The 17,884-nt window shown below is 65.7% G+C and carries 15 protein-coding genes; 2 read left to right on the top strand and 13 right to left on the bottom strand.

Features of this window, described 5'->3' with window-relative positions; genetic code table 11:
- Positions 1 to 133: 133 nt before the first annotated feature.
- The 6 genes from ACFY5D_RS18890 to ACFY5D_RS18865 are packed head-to-tail and all read right to left on the bottom strand — an operon-like array spanning position 134 to position 7,215.
- Complete coding sequence (locus ACFY5D_RS18890) at positions 134 to 1,357, bottom strand: amidohydrolase family protein (protein ID WP_387533485.1); 1,224 nt, start codon at positions 1,355 to 1,357, stop codon at positions 134 to 136.
- Positions 1,358 to 1,409: 52 nt separating this feature from the next.
- A complete protein-coding gene (locus ACFY5D_RS18885) occupies positions 1,410 to 2,411 on the bottom strand; it encodes an ABC transporter ATP-binding protein (RefSeq protein ID WP_387533482.1) in 1,002 nt (333 codons plus the stop codon).
- Positions 2,408 to 3,421, bottom strand: coding sequence for an ABC transporter ATP-binding protein (locus ACFY5D_RS18880; RefSeq protein WP_387533480.1), 1,014 nt, complete (start codon positions 3,419 to 3,421; stop codon positions 2,408 to 2,410). The genes ACFY5D_RS18885 and ACFY5D_RS18880 overlap by 4 nt, the downstream gene beginning before the upstream one ends.
- 2 nt (positions 3,422 to 3,423) lie before the next feature.
- Complete coding sequence (locus ACFY5D_RS18875; protein ID WP_387533477.1) at positions 3,424 to 4,425, bottom strand: ABC transporter permease; 1,002 nt, start codon at positions 4,423 to 4,425, stop codon at positions 3,424 to 3,426.
- Positions 4,426 to 4,436: 11 nt separating this feature from the next.
- A complete protein-coding gene (locus ACFY5D_RS18870) occupies positions 4,437 to 6,164 on the bottom strand; it encodes an ABC transporter substrate-binding protein (protein WP_387533474.1) in 1,728 nt (575 codons plus the stop codon).
- 52 nt (positions 6,165 to 6,216) lie between these two features.
- The gene (locus ACFY5D_RS18865) at positions 6,217 to 7,215 is read right to left on the bottom strand and encodes an ABC transporter permease (protein WP_387533471.1); all 999 of its coding nucleotides are present in this window, start codon (positions 7,213 to 7,215) and stop codon (positions 6,217 to 6,219) included.
- A 992-nt stretch (positions 7,216 to 8,207) separates the two neighbouring features.
- Here ACFY5D_RS18865 and ACFY5D_RS18860 point away from each other — a divergent pair.
- On the top strand, positions 8,208 to 8,789 hold the full coding sequence (locus tag ACFY5D_RS18860) for a dihydrofolate reductase family protein (RefSeq protein WP_387533670.1): 582 nt from the start codon (positions 8,208 to 8,210) through the stop codon (positions 8,787 to 8,789).
- A gap of 343 nt (positions 8,790 to 9,132) precedes the next feature.
- Here the strand turns inward: ACFY5D_RS18860 and ACFY5D_RS18855 are convergent, their stop codons facing one another.
- Positions 9,133 to 9,753 (bottom strand): GntR family transcriptional regulator, encoded by a 621-nt coding sequence (locus ACFY5D_RS18855; RefSeq protein ID WP_387533468.1) that lies wholly within the window; start codon positions 9,751 to 9,753, stop codon positions 9,133 to 9,135.
- A gap of 130 nt (positions 9,754 to 9,883) precedes the next feature.
- Positions 9,884 to 10,870 carry an ornithine cyclodeaminase family protein gene (locus ACFY5D_RS18850; RefSeq protein WP_387533465.1) on the bottom strand — a complete coding sequence of 329 codons (987 nt, stop codon included), beginning with the start codon at positions 10,868 to 10,870 and terminating at the stop codon, positions 9,884 to 9,886.
- A 924-nt stretch (positions 10,871 to 11,794) separates the two neighbouring features.
- On the opposite strand from ACFY5D_RS18850, the gene ACFY5D_RS18845 reads away from it, so the two are divergent.
- Positions 11,795 to 12,874: an amidohydrolase family protein gene (locus ACFY5D_RS18845; RefSeq protein WP_387533463.1), complete on the top strand. Its 1,080-nt coding sequence runs from the start codon at positions 11,795 to 11,797 to the stop codon at positions 12,872 to 12,874.
- On the opposite strand, the gene ACFY5D_RS18840 is transcribed toward ACFY5D_RS18845, so the two are convergent.
- Genes ACFY5D_RS18840 through ACFY5D_RS18820 form a run of 5 tightly spaced genes read right to left on the bottom strand, consistent with a single transcriptional unit; the run spans position 12,871 to position 17,882 of the window.
- Positions 12,871 to 14,370 (bottom strand): chlorohydrolase family protein, encoded by a 1,500-nt coding sequence (locus ACFY5D_RS18840; protein ID WP_387533460.1) that lies wholly within the window; start codon positions 14,368 to 14,370, stop codon positions 12,871 to 12,873. The genes ACFY5D_RS18845 and ACFY5D_RS18840 overlap by 4 nt on opposite strands.
- Positions 14,367 to 15,191, bottom strand: coding sequence for an ATP-binding cassette domain-containing protein (locus tag ACFY5D_RS18835; protein ID WP_387533457.1), 825 nt, complete (start codon positions 15,189 to 15,191; stop codon positions 14,367 to 14,369). Before ACFY5D_RS18835 ends, ACFY5D_RS18840 begins: the two co-directional genes overlap by 4 nt.
- Positions 15,188 to 16,063 (bottom strand): ABC transporter ATP-binding protein, encoded by an 876-nt coding sequence (locus ACFY5D_RS18830; RefSeq protein ID WP_387533454.1) that lies wholly within the window; start codon positions 16,061 to 16,063, stop codon positions 15,188 to 15,190. The genes ACFY5D_RS18835 and ACFY5D_RS18830 overlap by 4 nt, the downstream gene beginning before the upstream one ends.
- Positions 16,060 to 16,935, bottom strand: coding sequence for an ABC transporter permease (locus tag ACFY5D_RS18825; RefSeq protein WP_387533451.1), 876 nt, complete (start codon positions 16,933 to 16,935; stop codon positions 16,060 to 16,062). The genes ACFY5D_RS18830 and ACFY5D_RS18825 overlap by 4 nt, the downstream gene beginning before the upstream one ends.
- Positions 16,932 to 17,882, bottom strand: a complete 951-nt coding sequence (locus ACFY5D_RS18820; protein WP_387533448.1) for an ABC transporter permease — start codon at positions 17,880 to 17,882, stop codon at positions 16,932 to 16,934. The genes ACFY5D_RS18825 and ACFY5D_RS18820 overlap by 4 nt, the downstream gene beginning before the upstream one ends.
- Positions 17,883 to 17,884 lie beyond the last annotated feature (2 nt).

Raw genomic sequence — 17,884 nt, 5'->3', positions numbered from 1 at the left:
CCGCGATCGGCCACTTGCCATGGTTCTTGCCGTTGCTAGTGGTATTGCTGCTGGTATTGCTGTGTGGAACGCCCGACGACCGGCGGACCCGTCAGGGATCCCGCCGGCCGTCGGTTCGCGAGGCGGCCGAAGGTCAGCGGCTGCGTTCCACGGAAAGGACCTTCAGCCCGTCGGCGACGACGCGCCCGTCGTGGATGACGGTGCGGTCGGTGCCCCGGTCCATGACCGTGGAGGCGACGGTTTCGCCGTCGACCAGCACCAGGTCGGCGCGGTCGCCCACGGCGACGCCCGGGCGGTCGGCCACGGAGGCCAGGCGCGGAACGTCGTGGTCCATGATCGAGGCGCCGCCGATGGTCGCCACGGCCAGGGCGTGCTCGATCAGCTCGTCCTTGCGGAAGCCGTTGACGAAGGCCAGCTGCCAGGTCCTGTCCAGCAGGTCGCAGTTGCCGTACGGGCTCCAGTAGTCCCGCTGCCCGTCCTCGCCTAGGCCGAAGCGCACCCCGGCCTCGACCAGGTCAACCAGCGGCAGGTGGTTCGAGGTGCTCGGCGCCACCGACGTCAGCGAGATGTCCAGCTCGGCGAAGGTGTCGATCAGCCGGCGGCTGGTTGCGGCGTTGACGCTGCCCAGCTCGTAGGCGTGCGAGAGGTTGACCTTGCCCTGCATGCCCAGGGCCCGGGTGCGCTCGGCGATCAGGTCGGCGGAGAAGACCCCCTGCGTGCCGGCCTCGTGCAGGTGGATGTCGATCTCGACCTGGTACTTCTCGGCGAGCCCGAAGACCACGTCCAGGTGGCGGACCGGGTCCCGGTCCAGCTCGCAGGGGTCGATGCCGCCCATGACGTCGGCGCCGGCCCGCAGCGCGTCCTCCAGGTACTTCTCGGTGCCCGGCTCCAGCAGGATGCCGGCCTGCGGGAACACCATGACCTGCATGTCGGCCTGGTCGGCGAACTTCTCCTTCGCCGCCACGACGGCCTCGTACTTCTCGAGCTTGCAGTCGACGTCCACCTGGGCGAACGAGCGAACGCGGGTGGTGCCACGGGCGATCATGCGCTCCAGCGTTCCCGCCACGCGTTCCTCCAGCCCGATCTCGGCGTCGCGCCAGTGCTCGCGGTCGTTGCTCATCATGCCCCACACACCCGGGCGGCCCGTGTGCCTGCGGAACGGCAGGCCGATGCGGGTCGAGTCCAGGTGCACGTGCACGTCGGAGAAGGACGGGATCAGGATCCGGCCGCGGCCATCGACGTCATCCGCACCGAGCTCGCGGGTCGGGTCGTGCTCGGTGATCGCGGCGATCTTGCCGTCCTCGATCAGGACGTCGCTGGCTTTTCCGGCCCAGGGACGGGCGTTGCTGATCAGCATGTGGGTGTTCCTTCCAGGTGGTTCATCGGGGTCGTTTCATATCCGGGTCGTGTCATCTCGGGGTGGCGGCGGCCATGGCCATCGGGGCCTGCGGGAAGTGGCAGGCCAGTTCGCCGGCGGGCACCTCGCCGGCGCAGCGGGCCCGGCCCGCCTCGTCCAGCAGCTGGTAGGCCGGGCAGCGCGTGCGGAACACGCAGCCCGACGGCGGGTTGCTCGGCGAGGGCAGGTCCCCGCCCAGCCGGATGCGCTCGGTCAGCGCGGCGTCCAAGTCGACGCTGGGCACGGCCGAGAGCAGCGCGCGGGTGTAGGGGTGGCGCGGGTCGGCGAACATCTGCTGCTTGGGCGCCTTTTCCATCATCTTGCCCAGGTACATCACGGCCACCTCGTCGGCCATGTGCTTGACCACCGCCAGGTCGTGGGCGATGAAGATGTAGGCGACCCCGGTGTCCCGCTGGATGTCCTTGAGCAGGTTCACCACCTGGGCCTGCACCGAGACGTCCAGGGCGGAGACCGGCTCGTCGCAGATCACCACGTCTGGTTCCAGGGCCAGCGCCCGGGCGATGCCGATGCGTTGGCGCTGGCCGCCGGAGAACTCGTGCGGGAAACGGTTGACATGCTCGGGGCGCAGGCCCACCCGCTCCATCAGGTCCATCACCGTGGCCTTGATGCCGCCCGGGGGCTTGATGCGCTGCTCGACCAGCGGCGCCGCGATGGTCGCGCCGATCGACTGGCGCGGGTTCAGCGAGGAGGCGGGGTTCTGGAAGACCATCTGCACGCGCCGGCGGAAGCCGTCCAGCTGCCTGCCGCGCAGCCCCGTGACCTCCTCGCCGTCCAGCTTGATGCTGCCGCTGGTGGGATCCAGCAGCCGCATGAGCACCTTGCCCGTGGTGGACTTTCCGCAGCCGGACTCGCCGACCAGGCCCAGCGTGGTTCCGCGTTCGAGCGTGAAGCTCACGCCGTCCACGGCCTTGACCGCGCCGGTGGTCCGGCCCATGGCTCCCTTGGTCGGGAAGTGCTTGGTCAGCTCGCTGACCTCGAGTAGTGGCGTGTTCATGATCCCGCTCCGATCAGGCTGGCTTCTTCCAGCAGGTCCAGCTCGTGCGCGTGGCAGCGCACCGCGTGCCCGCCCTCGAGCAGCAAGCCCGGTCGCTTCGTGGTGCACAGGCTGTCGGGCACCAGGCTGGCGAATTGGCAGCGGTCGGCGAAGATGCAGCCCTGCGGCAGCGCCAGGAGCGCCGGCGGGGAGCCGGGGATCGGTGTCAGCCGGTCGCCCTCGCCGGAGAGGTGCGGCATCGAGGCCATCAGTCCCCGGGTGTAGGGGTGCGACGGGTTCTTGAAGATCTGGCGCACGGTGGCCTGCTCGACGCATTGGCCGCCGTACATGACGACCACGCGCTGGCACAGCTGGGCCACCACGCCCAGGTCGTGGGTCACGAAGATGACGGCGGAATTCGTCTCGGCCTGCAGCTCGGAGATGAGATCCAGGATCTGGGCCTGGACGGTCACGTCCAGCGCCGTGGTCGGCTCGTCGGCGATCAGCAGCTCCGGCTCGCAGACCAGGGCCATGGCGATCATGGCGCGTTGGCGCATGCCGCCGGAGAACTCGTGGGGGTAGCTGTCCACCCGCCGCTTGGGGTCGGGGATGCCAACCCTGCCGAGCATGTCGATGGCTACCGCGCGGGCGGCCTTTTTAGACACCTTGTGGTGCACCCGGTAGGCCTCGGCAATCTGCGACCCGACCGTGTAGAAGGGGTGCATGGCCGAGAGCGGGTCCTGGAAGATCATGCCGATCTTCTTTCCCCGGTAGGCACGCATGGCGTCCTCCCCCAGGGCCAGCAGGTCGGTGCCCTCGAACGTGATCTCCCCGTCGATCTGCGCCCGCGTCTCCTTGAACAGGCCCATGATGGCCTGGCTGGTCACGGATTTCCCGGACCCGGACTCGCCGACCAGGCCCACGGTCTCCCCGCGGTGCAGGGTCAGGTCCATGCCGTTCAGGGCCGCGACCATTCCGTCGTCGGTCGGGAATTTCACGCTCAGGTTCTTGACCGTCAGCATCGGTTCCATGGTCAGCCCACCTTGACTCTCGGGTCGATGAACGCGTAGGACACGTCCACGATCACGTTGAAAAGAATTATGAAGAAGGCGGCAAGCATGGTGATGGCCATGGTCACCGGCAGGTCGCCGCTGGTGGCGGCGCGCACCGCGGTGAAGCCCAGCCCCGGCACGGAGAAGATCTGCTCGGTGAGCACCGCGCCGCCCAGCAGTGCGCCGAGGTCCAGGCCCAGCATCGTGATGATCGGCGTGATGCCGGCCCGCACGCCGTGCCTGAACACGATGGTCCGGCGCGCCAGCCCCTTGGCCCGGGCCGTGCGCATGAAGTCCTCGGAGAAGGTCTCGATCATGTTGCTTCGGGTGATGCGCACGTACTGCGCCGAAAAGAGCACCGCGAGCGCGACCCAGGCCAGGAAGTAGTTGGCGATCCAGCCGCCGAAGCCAGCCTCGCCGAACGGCGACCGGATCTGGTTGGTGGTGAAGGGGAACCATCCCAGCGTTCCGACGAAGACCAGCAGCAGCACCAGTCCGGTGACGGGGATCGGCAGCGAAACGCCGATCGACGAGGCGCCGACAATCAGGCGGTCGGCTAGTTTCCCCTTCCGCAGTGCGGCGAACAATCCCAGGCCCACGCCAGAGATCGTCCACAGCAGCACGGCACCCACGGCCAGCGACAGCGTGTACGGCAGGGCGTTGGCAACCATGTCCGTGACGTTCTCGTTGGTCTGGAAGCTCTTCCCGAGGCAAGGCCAGGCGCAGAACTGCTCGGCGCCCGGAGCCCCGAGCATGCGTGGACCGATCAGCCCCGAGAGGAAGGCAAGGTACTGGACGATGAAGGGCTTGTCCAGACCCAGTGCCACCCTGGCCTGTTCGACGCGGTCCGGCGTGCATTCCTGGCCGCACGCGGCGGAAGCGGGGTCCGCGGGACCGAACTGGAACAGCGTGAAGGTAATGAAGCTGACGACGAGAAGCAGCAGGAGCATCGCGCCGATTCTGCGGAAGAGGAAACTAACCATGATCTGCTGCCTTACTTTGCGACGCCGACCGAATTCAGGTCAATGGCGCCAAAGAAGTAGCCGACCTGGGCATTTCGGATGTTGGAACCGACTACGGAGTTTGTGTAGCTGTGCATGGTCGGAACCAGCGGGTAGGTGGCCATGACCTCGTTGTAGAGATCGGACCACTTCGCGCCCAGTTCCTCCGCGGTGCCCGTGGCTGAACGCAGCTCATACATCTTCTTGGAGAGAGCCTCGTCGTAGTAGCGCGGGATGTTGCTGAACCCGTAGGTCTTGCCGTCCAGCGACGGGCCGAGGTTCGGGTCCACGGTCATGCGCACCGAGGAGGAGTCGGCGCCGCCGCACCAGCCGGAGCGGGCGATGTCCGGCATGCCTTCGCCGGCCAGCGTCGAGTAGTAGTTCGCGGCCGGGATCGGGCGCAACTCCAGGTCGATGCCGAGTTCCTTCAGGTTCTGCTGCAGCACGGTGCCGACGTTCTTGTAGCGCTCGGTGGCGTTGGAGTAGCCGTAAACCAGCTTCTTCGGGAAGTCCTTGCCTTCGAGCAGCTTCTTGGCTTCCTCGAGCTTGGGCTTTCCTGCAGGGTCCAGGTCGCTGATCTGCTCGGTGACACCGGCCATGTTCTTGGTCAGCTGGGTGTTCACCAGCTCGCCGAAGCGTGCTCCGCCGTATTGCACCTGGATGGACTCCCGGTCCATGGCCAGGGCGATGGCTTTGCGCACCGTCGGGTCCGTGATGGTCTCGGTGTTCAGGTCGAGCACGTCGATGCAGCCCAGGAAGCCGCCTGCGATCCGTTCCTTGATCTTGGGGTCGTTCAGGCTCGCCGCGTCGGAGACCTGCAGGGCGCCGTTGCTGTCCAGGGTGATGGCGTTCGCGTCGGCATCCGAGATCAGTTTCTGGGCGATGGTCGACTGCGAGGTGGAGAGGCTGAAGGTGTAGGTGTCCGGCAATGCCGGGCGGTTCGGGTCGGTGGCCGGGTCCCAGTTTTCGTTGCGTTCCAGGACCATTTCGCGCCCTCGGTCATAGCTCTTGACCTTGTACGGACCCGAGGACACCGGGTGGTTGGTGTAGTCCTGTTTCGTGTCTTTCGCCTTCGGCACCGGTGCGGTGTTCGAACGGGAGACAAGAGCCGGGAATTCGGCGAAGGCCTGCTTGAGATGGAAGACGATGGTCTTGTCGTCCGGGGTTTCGATGGCTTCGAGGTCGCCGTCGGAGTACGGGCCCTTGTAGGCGTCATCGGTCAGCGCCGAATTCAGTTCCTGGGGCGCCTGGGTGTAGACGTCGCGGGCGTAGGTACGCTCCACCCCGTATTTGATGTCCTTGGACGTGATCGGGGATCCGTCTTCGAACTTCAGCCCGTCACGCAGTGTGTAGGTCCAGGTCTTGCCGTCATCGGAGACCTTGCCCAAGTCGGTCGCCAAGTCCGGGACGATCTCCGGCGGCTGGCCCGCGGTTTCCTTGGCCATGGTCAAGGTCCGGTAGTAGAGCTGGCCGACGTTGGCCGTCTGCACGTAGTTGGAATTGCCCGGATCCAGGGTTGCGAAGTCGGCGGACATCAACACGTTGACGTTGCCGCCCTTTTCCGCGAAACCGGAGTGTACGACCACGGGTGCGTACCGGTCGGCCGACTGGTCGACCCCTCCCTGCGGACCCTTGGCACCGCCGGCGCCTCCGGCGCAGGCGGTCAGCCCGAGGGCCATCGCCGCCGTGAACGACAGCATCATGACTGCTTTCTTATTCATGGATCCTCCTATGGAAATGAAGCGAATTGAATCTGGAAAGGTGGAAATCTATCTAGCGTGAGGACTTGGGATCCAGCGCGTCGCGCAGCGCATCGCCCAGCAGGTTGAAGGCCAACACCGTGATGATCAGCGCGATGCTGGGAACCGCAAGGAACCACGGGTCGCTCAAGTACCAGTTGCCGGCCTGTGCGGCGTTGAGCATCTGGCCCCATGAAGGGGTCGGGTCCTTGACGCCCACGCCCAGGAAGGACAGCGCCGCCTCGGCCGTGATGTTGGTGGGGATCATCATCGTGGCGTAGACCAAGACGACGCCGGAAACATTGGGAATGACCTGCTTGAGAATCATGGAGCGATGCGAAGTGCCGAAGGACTTCGCCGCATCCATGAATTCCTGCTCGCGCACCATGAGCACCTGTCCGCGGACCACACGGGCGAGGTATGCCCAGCCAAAGAAGCCCAGGACGATGACCAGGGAAGCAATGGGAACAAAGGACCCGCTGGCAAGCGCCGAGCCGGCCAACCTGGATTGGAGGATGGGCGCGATCGAGAGCACCAGCAGGAGGTGCGGAAAGGCCAGGAACAGGTCCATGATGCGGCTGATGACCATGTCGATCTTGCCCCCGAAGTATCCTGCTGCGGCTCCCAGAACGGTGCCCAGCACCACCGAAACCAAGGTGGAGAGGAGGGCGATGCTCAGCGAGACCCTGGCCCCGTAGGCCAGGCGTGCAAACAGGTCGCGGCCGAGGCCAGGTTCAACCCCGAGCCAGTGCTCCGCGCTGGGGTACATGTAATACGGAAGCGGCAAACCCGGGGTGTAGAAGTTATCCAGCACCTCCGGAGAAGTGTTGGTTGTGTTCGGGTCTTGGCCCGAGATCGCCACCAGCACCGGCGCGAAGATCGCGAACAGTACCGTCAGGAGCACCACTATCAAGCTGGCCATGGCAACGCGGTTCTTCCGGATACGCAGCCACGCTGTGGTCAGCAGTGAGCGTCCCGTGGCCACCGGCTTGGTGGCCGCTGGCTTTTGAGCCTTCGAAGCTGTGTTGGTCATGACGTCGAGCCCTCCGCAAAAGTGATCCAAGCAACAAAAAAACTGTATACCAAACGCCCTACTTATGGAATACCAAATATGCCTACGTGCTTGATCTGTCGGAAAATCCGGGAAGGAACTGCGGAATTTTGGGGGAACTTCTCATGATTTTGGATACCAGATACGTAAAGCTGAGCGGGCACGGACACAGAAACGGTCAGGCAATCTCGCCGCTGGCGTTCGCCGAGTTCGAAACCATCAGGCCAACGTGGAACGCCATTCAGGGCCGCCGGCCGCAGCATGGGAGCGCCCGGCACCCCATGCACGTTGGTCAAAATGCACTGCACAGCGGGCGGCGGAAGCGGTGGAACCGCACCTAGCCATGGCTTCTCGCAAGGCAGATCGTGTGCAATAACCCATTTGCCGATGAGCAAAGAGCCGAACTTTTCGGATGAGTCATGGCAGGCCTGCGAGTTCAGAAACCCATGAAAGTGCAATTCCCGGGAACAGGCCATCCTCGAAGAACCGCCGCCAAACCGGTCCGGATCCACTCATCGGACCGCACGCCGGCGGCGGGCAGTTGGCGAACCAAGAGACCACGGAAACCAAGGTCCATTTCAATGGCACATGTCTTTCCGAGTCGGATTGGGTGCACATCTCCCCGGCCCACTCACTCATGGAACGCCATCCCATGGAGCGCCGCCGAGACCCTAAATCCAGGGTCCACTGAAAATTCGCCACCTGGAAGCAAGCGTCCACAAGTCTCCGGAGCCCCGCGCTTGTGCGCGGCCGGACTCCCGGCAATCCGGCGCCTTTAGGTCGGCATTCCGCCGGGTCACCGGCATGACTGTTGGCGAGCATCACGGCAAGACTGCCAAAACCCAAGCCGAATATCCACGCCCGACGGAGAGCTAAGTTCTTCAGCCAGGTTTGCGCACGCTCAGGACTCGGGTCGTATTCACGTCAGATCCCGAGCTGCTAGCATGGGGCACCCCAAAGCAAAGGAGCACCCCATGGGCAAGGTGGTCATGTACGGCTCGGTGTCGGTGGACGGCTTCATCGCGGGCGAGAACGACCAGCCCGGACCCCTGTTCGACTGGTTGACCAGCGGTGACGTGCCGTTGGACGAGAGCGGCGAGTTGAAGGTGTCGCAGACGTCCTACGACTACACCCGGCCATACTGGGACCAGGTCGGGGCGACGATCGTCGGCCGCCACGTTTTCGACATGACGGACGGCTGGGACGGGAAGCCTCCGGGCGGGGTCGACCACGTGGTCGTCGTGACGCACCGGCCGGAGCCCGAGGGCTGGGACCCCAAGGCGCCGTTTCACTTCGTCGACGGCGTCGAGGCAGCCATGGCCAAGGCGCAGGAGCTCGCGGGTGACCGCCTCGTCGAGGTCGCCGCTGGCGACGTCGGTGGCCAGGTGCTTGCCGCGGGCCTGGTCGACGAGGTGCGCATGGACGTCGCACCCGTCGTGTTCGGGTCCGGCAAACGCTACTTCGGGTCGGTCCACGGGCAGCACTTATTGGAGGATCCCGACGTGGCGATTCAGGGCAACCGGGTGCTTCACCTGCGCTATCGCGTGCGCCGTTGACCGACCTGAGCGGGCACGCGAGGAAATCCCCTGCGAACGGCGACACACGATCGAGCTTCCGGCTGCGTTTGCGCATCGCTGCCCCGGGACCGACGCATCCAGCCAGCGATTACACCCTCAACGGTGAGGAGCCCTCAAACTGTTGTGCCGCGAACGCGCGGATTGCCGAACTTCGTTAAATCACCAGGATCAGAGGCATAGGTCTCACCCGGTTCAGAAGGAACCATGAACCGGCTCAGGCCATCCAACAGACGTTGCCCGCAACAATCACGCCGAGAAAACCCGTGCCCGACGCGCGTCTCAATGGCGTACGGAATTCCTTGGCAACCAGGGCCCCGGTCCTCTAAGCAGATTCAGCGGCAGCTGCCCCGGTGCGGGTCATGACGCTTAAATGGCTTGTCTCAAGATGGGCACTGACCAGAGTCTCCAGCTTGGAAACATCGCGCGCGGCGATGGCTTGGTAGAGCTCCTCGTGTTCTTCGGCCATGGCGATCAGGTTGTCGTGCTGTGACAGCAACCACCGCATTCGCGAAGACAAGATCCCGTTCAATTCGATCAGCAGATCGTTTCCCGCAAGCTTGGTCACGATTTCATGGAATTGGGCACCGGTCCGACGCGAAGTGACGGCATCGCCGTTTCGAGCGCTCAGAAGTTCCTGGTCAAGGACTTCCCGCAGCTCGGCCAGACCCTGGCGAGTATGGCGCTGGGCCGCCAGCTTGAAGGACATGAGTTCGAGCCCACCACGAACCTCATTGAAATCCGCAATGTCAGACGGAGTGAACTCTCGGACCACGGCCCAGGTGCGCGGCCGGGGCGTCACGATACCTTCGGCAACCAACGTCTTGAGGGCCTCGCGAACCGGCAGGCGACTGACGCCCAGCTCATTGGCAAGGTCCCGTTCGACCAGCTTGCTCCCCGGGGCACGGACACCGTCAATGATCTCATTGCGGATATGGTCGGTCACACGGACAGACTCCGGTTCAAACCCTGGCGTTACAGGCAATGTTCCTGTCCTTCCGTTGCATTGTCCGATTCAGCTACTTCCCTCAAGTCTATGTGTCCCACGGGATTCGTGGCGTGACTTCACCGTTCGACTACAGTGCCAGGTTCACGCTTTGTCCAAGCCCGCGCTCAAGGGCACGGTCATAGGCCAACCGACCAATGGCAAGGTCCAGCAGCCCCACCCCCACGGAATTGAACAGCGTGATGTCGTCGGCGTTGCGCCGGCCCACGATTTGGCCCGAGACGACCTGCCCCAGCTCCCCCACGATATCCTCGGCTGCAATCGCCCCCTCGGACAATGCCACGAGGTACGCGCCCGACTTGGTTTTCGCCGTACCCCAATGGTCAACCACCACTCGTGCACGAGCCATTCCCGCCGCGTCGATCTCTCGCTCGCCCGGCCGCGGGCGAGCCCCCACTGCGTTGACATGCAACCCCGGGCGAAACCACTCCCCTTTGACAATGGGTTCGACTGCGGGCGTCAGCGTGCAAACGATGTCGCTGGCGGAGAAAACCGCCTCAACGCTGTCAACCGATTCGACGTGCAAATCGTGATGGGCAATTGCGGCACGGAACTCCTCCATTCGGTCTGCCGAGCGCGTCCAAACAACAACCCGCTTGATGGGCCGCACGCACAGCAATGCCTCGACGTGTGCCACCGCCAACGCCCCCGCGCCAACCAGGCCCAAGGTAGAGGCCTCGGGACGAGCCAAATGGCGGGTAGCCACCGCCGTAGCGGCTGCGGTACGAATGCGGGTGGGAACCCTCCCATCCAGGATCGCCAAGGATTCGCCGGTCACGTGGTCGGAGAGCATGATCATGGACCGCTGCGTCGGCAGCCCGCGACCCGCGTTGGAGGGAATGTCTGCCAGTAGCTTGACCGACGCCATTCCGGGGCCGGCGGCTACGCCAGGCATCACGATGAAGCTGGAATCGGCCGAGGATACGTTCATGGCAACCGGTGTCGGCTGCATGGCGGTCCCGTTGGCAATGTCGGCAAAGACTTGTTCCACGGCTTCAACGGTTGAAGGCATGTCGAGGACCGTCTGCAGCGAAGAGGCATTGAGTAAAAGTGTCATGAGCAGTCGTTTCTATCCGAGGTGAAGTATTCCGCTTCGAAGTGTAGCCAATTTGGTATTCCAAAGAAAGAGCTTGAAGCCATAATACGCGATTCCGCATGCACACCCCCCTTCGCGCTCGCCACCCTTCCGCGACAGGAGGACTTCCGAGGCATCACCTCAAACTCGCGTTGACTGCGGCCAAGCAACCTGCCGTCGGGCAGCGTTCGCCAAATCGAAAGCAGGGATCCGACACCGACGGGCCTTGAAGAATCTGGTATACCAACTATCGTCAGATCGAAAAGCCGGGTCGAAAAGACCACTGGGCGCGCTGCCACCTACGCTTCGCGACCCCGAAGCGTATTGCGCCCATCGCCCCGGGCCGGCCCTTGCGCCAAATCGGCGTTCGGCAATCCTTGATGAAGCAGGAGCATCCCGGCGGACCAACTCGCGCGCAGCCCCAGCATTGGCTCCCGCGCGGTTGCGCACGTCCGCACGGTCGGCATTGCGAGCCAATGGCCACCTATGCGCGGATGCAAGCCACATGCCTTCACCGCGGTCCGCGAACCGGTTGCCTCATGGCGCCCGACAGCCAGGGGTCGATTGGCGGTGCGCGTCGGCACGCGGACGCACCGGCAGCCACGGCCGCATGGCGGGTCCGCACCGGTCGGATCCAGGACTTCCCCGACCCGGGAGCAGGCCCCGATCCCTTCCTTGCCCTGCGCGAAATCCTCGCCCTCGGAAGTCTCGACGACGAGCCTGGACGGGGGCGTTGGTAGCTACCACCCTCCAACGGCCCCGCGGACTCACGAATCCCCTCCGCAACTCGAGCCCGCGAGGCAAGGAACACCTTGCAGATCGGGCTCCAAATTTGTTTGGTATACCATTACTGATGGTGGTCCGTGATGCACCACCAGCCAATTCCCATCAGATACGAGGTAGCCAATGACGTCCACCACCGACTCCGCCAACCGCCTGATCACCCCGGGATTTGTGGATGCCCATATCCACCCTGACAAGACGTCCTGGGGTAGCGCCTGGCTCTCGCGAAAGCCCGCCGCCAGCTTGTCGGATCTCATCTCCAATGACATGGCAACCCAACTGGCATACCGGGACAGCGTGGAGCACCGAATGGGCGCCTTGGTCGAGCAGGCAATCGCCAACGGCACGACGGCAATGCGCGCACACATCGACTTCGGGACACGGATCGGCCTGAAGAACATCCACGCCGCACGGTCGGTTGCCGAGAAGTACCGCGAGCTGTTGGACCTGCAGGTCGTGGCGTTCCCGCAGTTTGGGCTCTTGACCGACCCGGGCAGCGTCGAGCTGCTGGAGGCGGCCCTGACCGAGGGCGCGGACCTGGTCGGCGGCATCGACCCGGTCGGGCTGGAGCACGACCTGCACGGGCACCTTGATGTGGTCTTCGGGCTGTCTCAGAAGCACAGCCGGGACATCGATATCCACGTGCACGACATGGGTCCCGAGGGATTGGCCGAGCTGCGCGAGATCGCTTCACGCACCAAAGCGCTTGGCCTTCGCGACCGGGTCACGGTCGGGCACGCATTCGCCATCTGCGAGGCGGCCTCGGCCGACCTGGAACACACCCTGGAGGCCTTGGCCGAGGCCGGAGTCTGGATAGCGACCTGCGCGCTTGGCCCGGATCCCGTGCCGGACCTGGACCTGCTGGAGAAGCACGGGGTGAAGCTGGCCTTGGGCTCGGACGGCGTGCGCGACGCATGGTCGCCCTTCGGCACCGGTTCGATGGTGGACCGCATGCACCTGCTCAGTTACCGCACCGGGGCGATCACCGACGCCGAACTGCGGCGCTGCTTCGAGATCGCCACCTCGGGAGGCGCCCGGCTGCTGGGGATCGATCGGGTGCTGGACTTCGATCCGGCGACCGCCACCGACTACGTGCAGTTCGACCAGCCGGGCATCGCCCAGTTGGTCGTCGACCGCCCGGTGCCCGCCGCTGTTGTCCGTGGCGGGCACCGGGTCGCCGCTGCCGGAGCCCTGCTGGGTTAGTTCCGGTGCATGTCGTCCACGAGGTCGGCCCGGGATCCAACCGGGCTGGCCTCGGGGAAAACCGGGGGAAACAGCTCCCTACCCGTGCCCGCCGTGCGCTCCGCGTAGGAAGCCCTCAGCCGGTCGAAGATGCGCTGCCCGTCGTCGCGCAGTTTTTCCAGGTCCACCCCGGGCAGCGTCCCGTCCCGGACCACCGGCTGCCCGGCCACCATGCTGAACACCGCGTTCGCCCCGGTGCCAGATTGCAGCAGCGTACGCAGCGGGTCCTCCACCGGTCCGGTACGCACGGGATCCAGCGCAAAGGCCGCCAGGTCCGCGCTCGCCCCCGCAGCGATGCGTCCCAGATCATCCCGGTGCAACGCCCGTGCCCCGCCGAGCGTGGCCGCGTTCACGTACTCGGGCAGGAAATGCGCCTCGAGACTGCCGTACTGCATCTTGGCCAGGTGCGTTCCCAGATCCATGGCCCTAACCAGGTCCGGCGGGAAGGAATCCGAGCCCAGCGCCATGTTGACACCGGCCTCCAGGTAATCCCCCAGCCGATGCAGGTGGAAGGAGTAGCGTGCGTTTGTGACCGGGCAATGCACGATCGAGACCCCGGCGGCAGCCAGCTCGGCCAGCTGCCCCGTATCCTCGCCAATCACGTGCGGGTGCCTGTCCAGGTACACCCCGTGCGCAACCAGCAGCCGGTCGTTCAGCAACCCGGTCTCGCGCAGCAATCCCATCGCATCCGTGCCGTGGCTGGCGGCAAGCACCTCGTTCTCGAAGAGGTCCTGGAACACATGCACACGCACCAGGGCGTTGCGTTCGGCGGCCACCTGCGCGGTGCGTTCGAGCAGCTCGCGGCTGACCGATTCGACCCGGCACGGGGCGAGCACGCCGGTGACCAACGGGTCGCCCAGCTCCCGGACGGTGTCCAGGAAGCGCACCGCGTCGGAGAAGCCACGTTGGCCCGCGGCTTCATCGTGGAACATCCCCATGGAACCATCGGGTTCGGCCACGTGGACCGCCGAACGGTAGGAAGGGCCGATGAACCCGCGCAAACCCACGGCTTGTACCGCGGCCACGAGATCCATGGCGTCGTCGTGGGTCTCGGACCACGCCGTATGGACTTCCGAGGAGATCGGCATGAACGAGGTGATCCCGTGCAGCGCCAGCTGGGCCACCGCGTACAGCCGCATGCGGGACCGGTCCTCCGCGCACAGGGCGTTGACGGCCCGCTGCGCGTAGTCCCGGGACCACAGCAGATCGGTGTCCCCGTCGCTCCACGCGTCCAACACGATGTGGTCGATATCGGCCAGCCCCTCCAGGTCGATCAGCCCGGGCATCAACAGGCACTCGCCCAGTTCGACGCGCTGCCCGGCGGCGGGTGCGTCCTCGACCGGACCGACCCATTCGATGTGCGCGCCGCGCACGAGCACCGCCCCGTCGCGGAGCATCCGGTGACCGTCGCCCTGGTGGACCAGTACGTGCCGCGCGGTGACCAGCGTGCCTGTCACTTCGCCAACGCCAGGTCATCACGGCGGCGCGGGCGCCACCCCGGGCCGGGCACCGCAGCCCGCAAGGCGCGGGTGTAGGGGTGGCTCGGGGCATCGAGCAGCGTGTCGGTGTCCCCCTGGTCGACGATCTTCCCGTTTTCCATGACCAGGGTGCGCTCGGCGACCTGCCGCACCACCGCAAGGTCGTGGGTGATGAAGATGTAGCTGATCTCCCGCTGGGCCCGGATGTCGTTGAGCAGGTTGAGGATTTGGGCCTGGATCGACACGTCCAGGGCCGCCACCGCCTCGTCAAGCACCAGGACCAGGGGGTTCGCCGCCAGGGCCCTGGCGATCGCCACGCGCTGGCGCTGGCCGCCGGACATCTGGTGGGGGAAGGAATCGAAGAAGCGCTCGGGCAGCCCCACCGAGTCCAGCAGCGCCGTCGCGCGGGCGCGCAGCGTGGCCGCATCCGGCTTGTCGGTGGCGTGCAGCGCGATGGAGGCGGAGATGATGGCCCCGATGCGGGATCGCCCGTTCAACGAGGAGTACGGATCCTGGAACACGTACTGCACCTGGCTGGCCCAGCGCCGGCGCTGGGCGGCGGTGCGCGGCAGGTGGGTGCGGCTGGCTCCAAGGACATCCAGCGCGCCGCCGCTCAGGGATTCGAGCCCCACCAGCATCTTGGCCACGGTGGTCTTGCCGCTGCCCGATTCGCCCACGATGGCCAGCGATTCGTTGGCATGCAGCTCAAAGGACACCGAGTCCACCGCCAGCACCTTTCCGGAGCCCGAGCTGTATTCCTTGCGCAGGTTCAGTGCCCTGACGATCGGCTCGCGACTCATGCCGACACCTCCTGCGCGTCGAACCGGGCGCTCTTCCATGCTTCGTGGTCCTCTCGGGCATAGCTCAGGGTGGGCAATCGATCGGATTTCGACTCGATGCTCGGGCGGGCCTCCAGCAATTGCGTGGTGTACGGGTGGCGGGGATTCTCGTGGATCCCGGCACCCTGCTCGACGATCTGTCCGGCGTACATGACGGCCAGCTCGTCGCAGCAGGCCGCGGCCAGTTCCAGGTCGTGGGTGATCAACAGCAACGACATGCCGCGGCTCCGGCGTTGCTCCTCCAGGATCGCCATGACATCGGACTGCGCGGTGACATCCAGTGCGGTGGTCGGCTCGTCGGCCAGGATCAGTTCCGGCTCCGCCAGGAGCACGCTGGCGATCATCACGCGCTGCAGCAAACCGCCCGACAGCTCATGCGGGTACTGGCGCAGCCGAGATGACGCATTGCGCACCCCGACCTCTTCCAGCAGCGCGATCGCCCGGTCCTCGGCCTGCGCGCGGTCCATGCCGCGCCCGAGCACCAGGGCCTCGGTCAGGAAGTCACCCACCCGGTACACCGGGTTGATGTGGGCCCGGGGGTCCTGGAAGATCATCCCCACCCTGGTCGACCGGTAGGAACGCAGGGCGGCCGCGTTCATCGAGAGCACGTCGGTGCCCTGGAAGCTGATTTCCCCGCCCACCCGAAAGGCCGGGTCCAGCAGCCGGGTGATCGCGCGGGTCGTCAGCGACTTGCCGGACCCCGACTCCCCGACCAGGCCCAGGGCCCGCCCCGGCTCGATGCTGAAGGTGACGCCGTCGAGCAGCCGCAGCCGCTGTTTGCGGGTCACCAGTGTCGCGGTGAGGTCCTTGACCTCCAAGAGTGCCGTGTTCATCCCATGCTCCTTGCATTGCTCGTCAGTTTGTCGCCGATCACCGTCACCGACCACACGATGGCCACGATGGCCACGCCGGCGCTGATTCCTTCCAACGGGTAGCCGCGCATCATCGAGTCGAACCCCGACTTGACCATCAGGCCCAGGTCGGCGGTCGGCGGCTGGACACCCAGGCCCAGGAAGGACAGGGCCGCCAGGTCCATCACGGCGAAGCCCAGCGAGGAGACGGCCTGCGCCACCACGATCGGTTGCACGTTCGGCAGGATCTGCTTGACCACGATCCCGAGGGAGGACTGGCCCTGCAGGTGGGCCGCCTGCACGTAGGGCATGGTGCGCTCGCGCAGCGCGCTGGAACGCACCACGCGGGCCACGTAGGGAACGTAGGCCACGGCGAGGCCGGCAACCACGTTGAACAGGTTCGGACCGAAGATCGCCACGGCGACCATGCCGAAGACGATGCCCGGTACCGCGAACAGCACGTCAAGCACCCAGGAGATCACGGTGTCCATTTTTCCGCCACACCAGGCGGCGATGAGCGCCAGCGCCGTGCCCACGACCGTGGAAATCAGGATCACGAGCCCGGGGCCGGCCAGGGTGATCCGCGCACCGTGGATCAGCCGCGAAAGGAGGTCGCGCCCCAGGGCGTCGGTGCCCAGCAGGTGATCGGCGCTGGAGTAGTTCAGCGCCGCCAAGAGGTTCGGGAAGTTCGGGTCGTGCGGGGCAACCAGGGGGGCCAGGACCGCCAGGAGGACGAGCAGGGCCAGGATGGCCGCGGCCGCCACGCCGGTGACCCCCAGTCGCTCGGTCAGTGTCCGCAGTGGGGTCGTGCGCACCTGGCGCATTCCCGCGGCTGAAATCGTGGTGGATGTCATTGCTTGCTCCCGAGGCTGATGCGAGGGTCGATCACTGAGTACAGCAGATCGACAATTGTATTGATGATGACGAACGCGAAGACCAGCACGAGGATCACTGCCTGCACCACGGAGTAGTCGCGCTGCAGGATGGCGCGCACCAACAGCGAGCCCAGCCCGTCCAGGGCGAAGACGTTTTCCACGACCACTGCGCCCGCGATGAGCGTCGCGATGGTCAGGCCCATGACCGTGGTGATCGGCACCAGCGCGTTGCGCAGCACATGGCGGCGGATGACCACGTTCGGGGCCAGGCCGCGCACCGTCGCGGTCTGCACGTGCTCGCGGCTGCGTTCCTCGATCACCGCGGCCCTGGTGATGCGTGCCAGGTAGGCCGCGGAGGCCACCGCCAGGGTGATCGACGGAAGCAGCAGGTGGTAGAGCGTGTCCCATCCCCCGGTTCCGGTGCCGAAGGTCGGGAACCAACCCAGGCCCACCGAAAACACGCTGATGAGCCCTACGCCGACGACGAACACCGGGACGGACAGTCCAAAGGTGGCAATGGTGGAGATGATCCGGTCCGCAGCCCCGCCCTTGAGCGCGGCGAGCATGCCGAAGAGGATTCCGACCACCGCGATCAGCACCGTGGCCAGGGCGACAAGCGCGATGGTGGTGCCCACGCGCGGTCCGAACAGCTCGGTGATCGGTTGGCGGTAGACGATCGATTCGCCGAGGTTGCCGCTGAGCACGTCGCCCAGCCAGTTCACGTAGCGAAGCAGGAACGGGTCGTCCAGGTGGTACTGGGCCGTGACCTTGGCAATCTGCTCCGGGGTCCCGCCGCGCGGGCCGAGCACGAACGCCAGCGGCGAACCCGGAGCCAGGTAGAGCAGGCCGAAGACCAGAAACGAGGTCACGAGCAGCACGATGACCAGGCCGCCCAGGCGTTTCAGAAGGAAAGAAAGGGTATTCATGG

The sequence above is a fragment of the Paeniglutamicibacter sp. NPDC012692 genome (assembly GCF_042901625.1).
Taxonomy (GTDB): Bacteria; Actinomycetota; Actinomycetes; order Actinomycetales; family Micrococcaceae; genus Paeniglutamicibacter.
The sequence above is the reverse complement of the archived record's forward strand: the minus strand, read 5'-3'. Positions and strand labels throughout refer to the sequence as shown.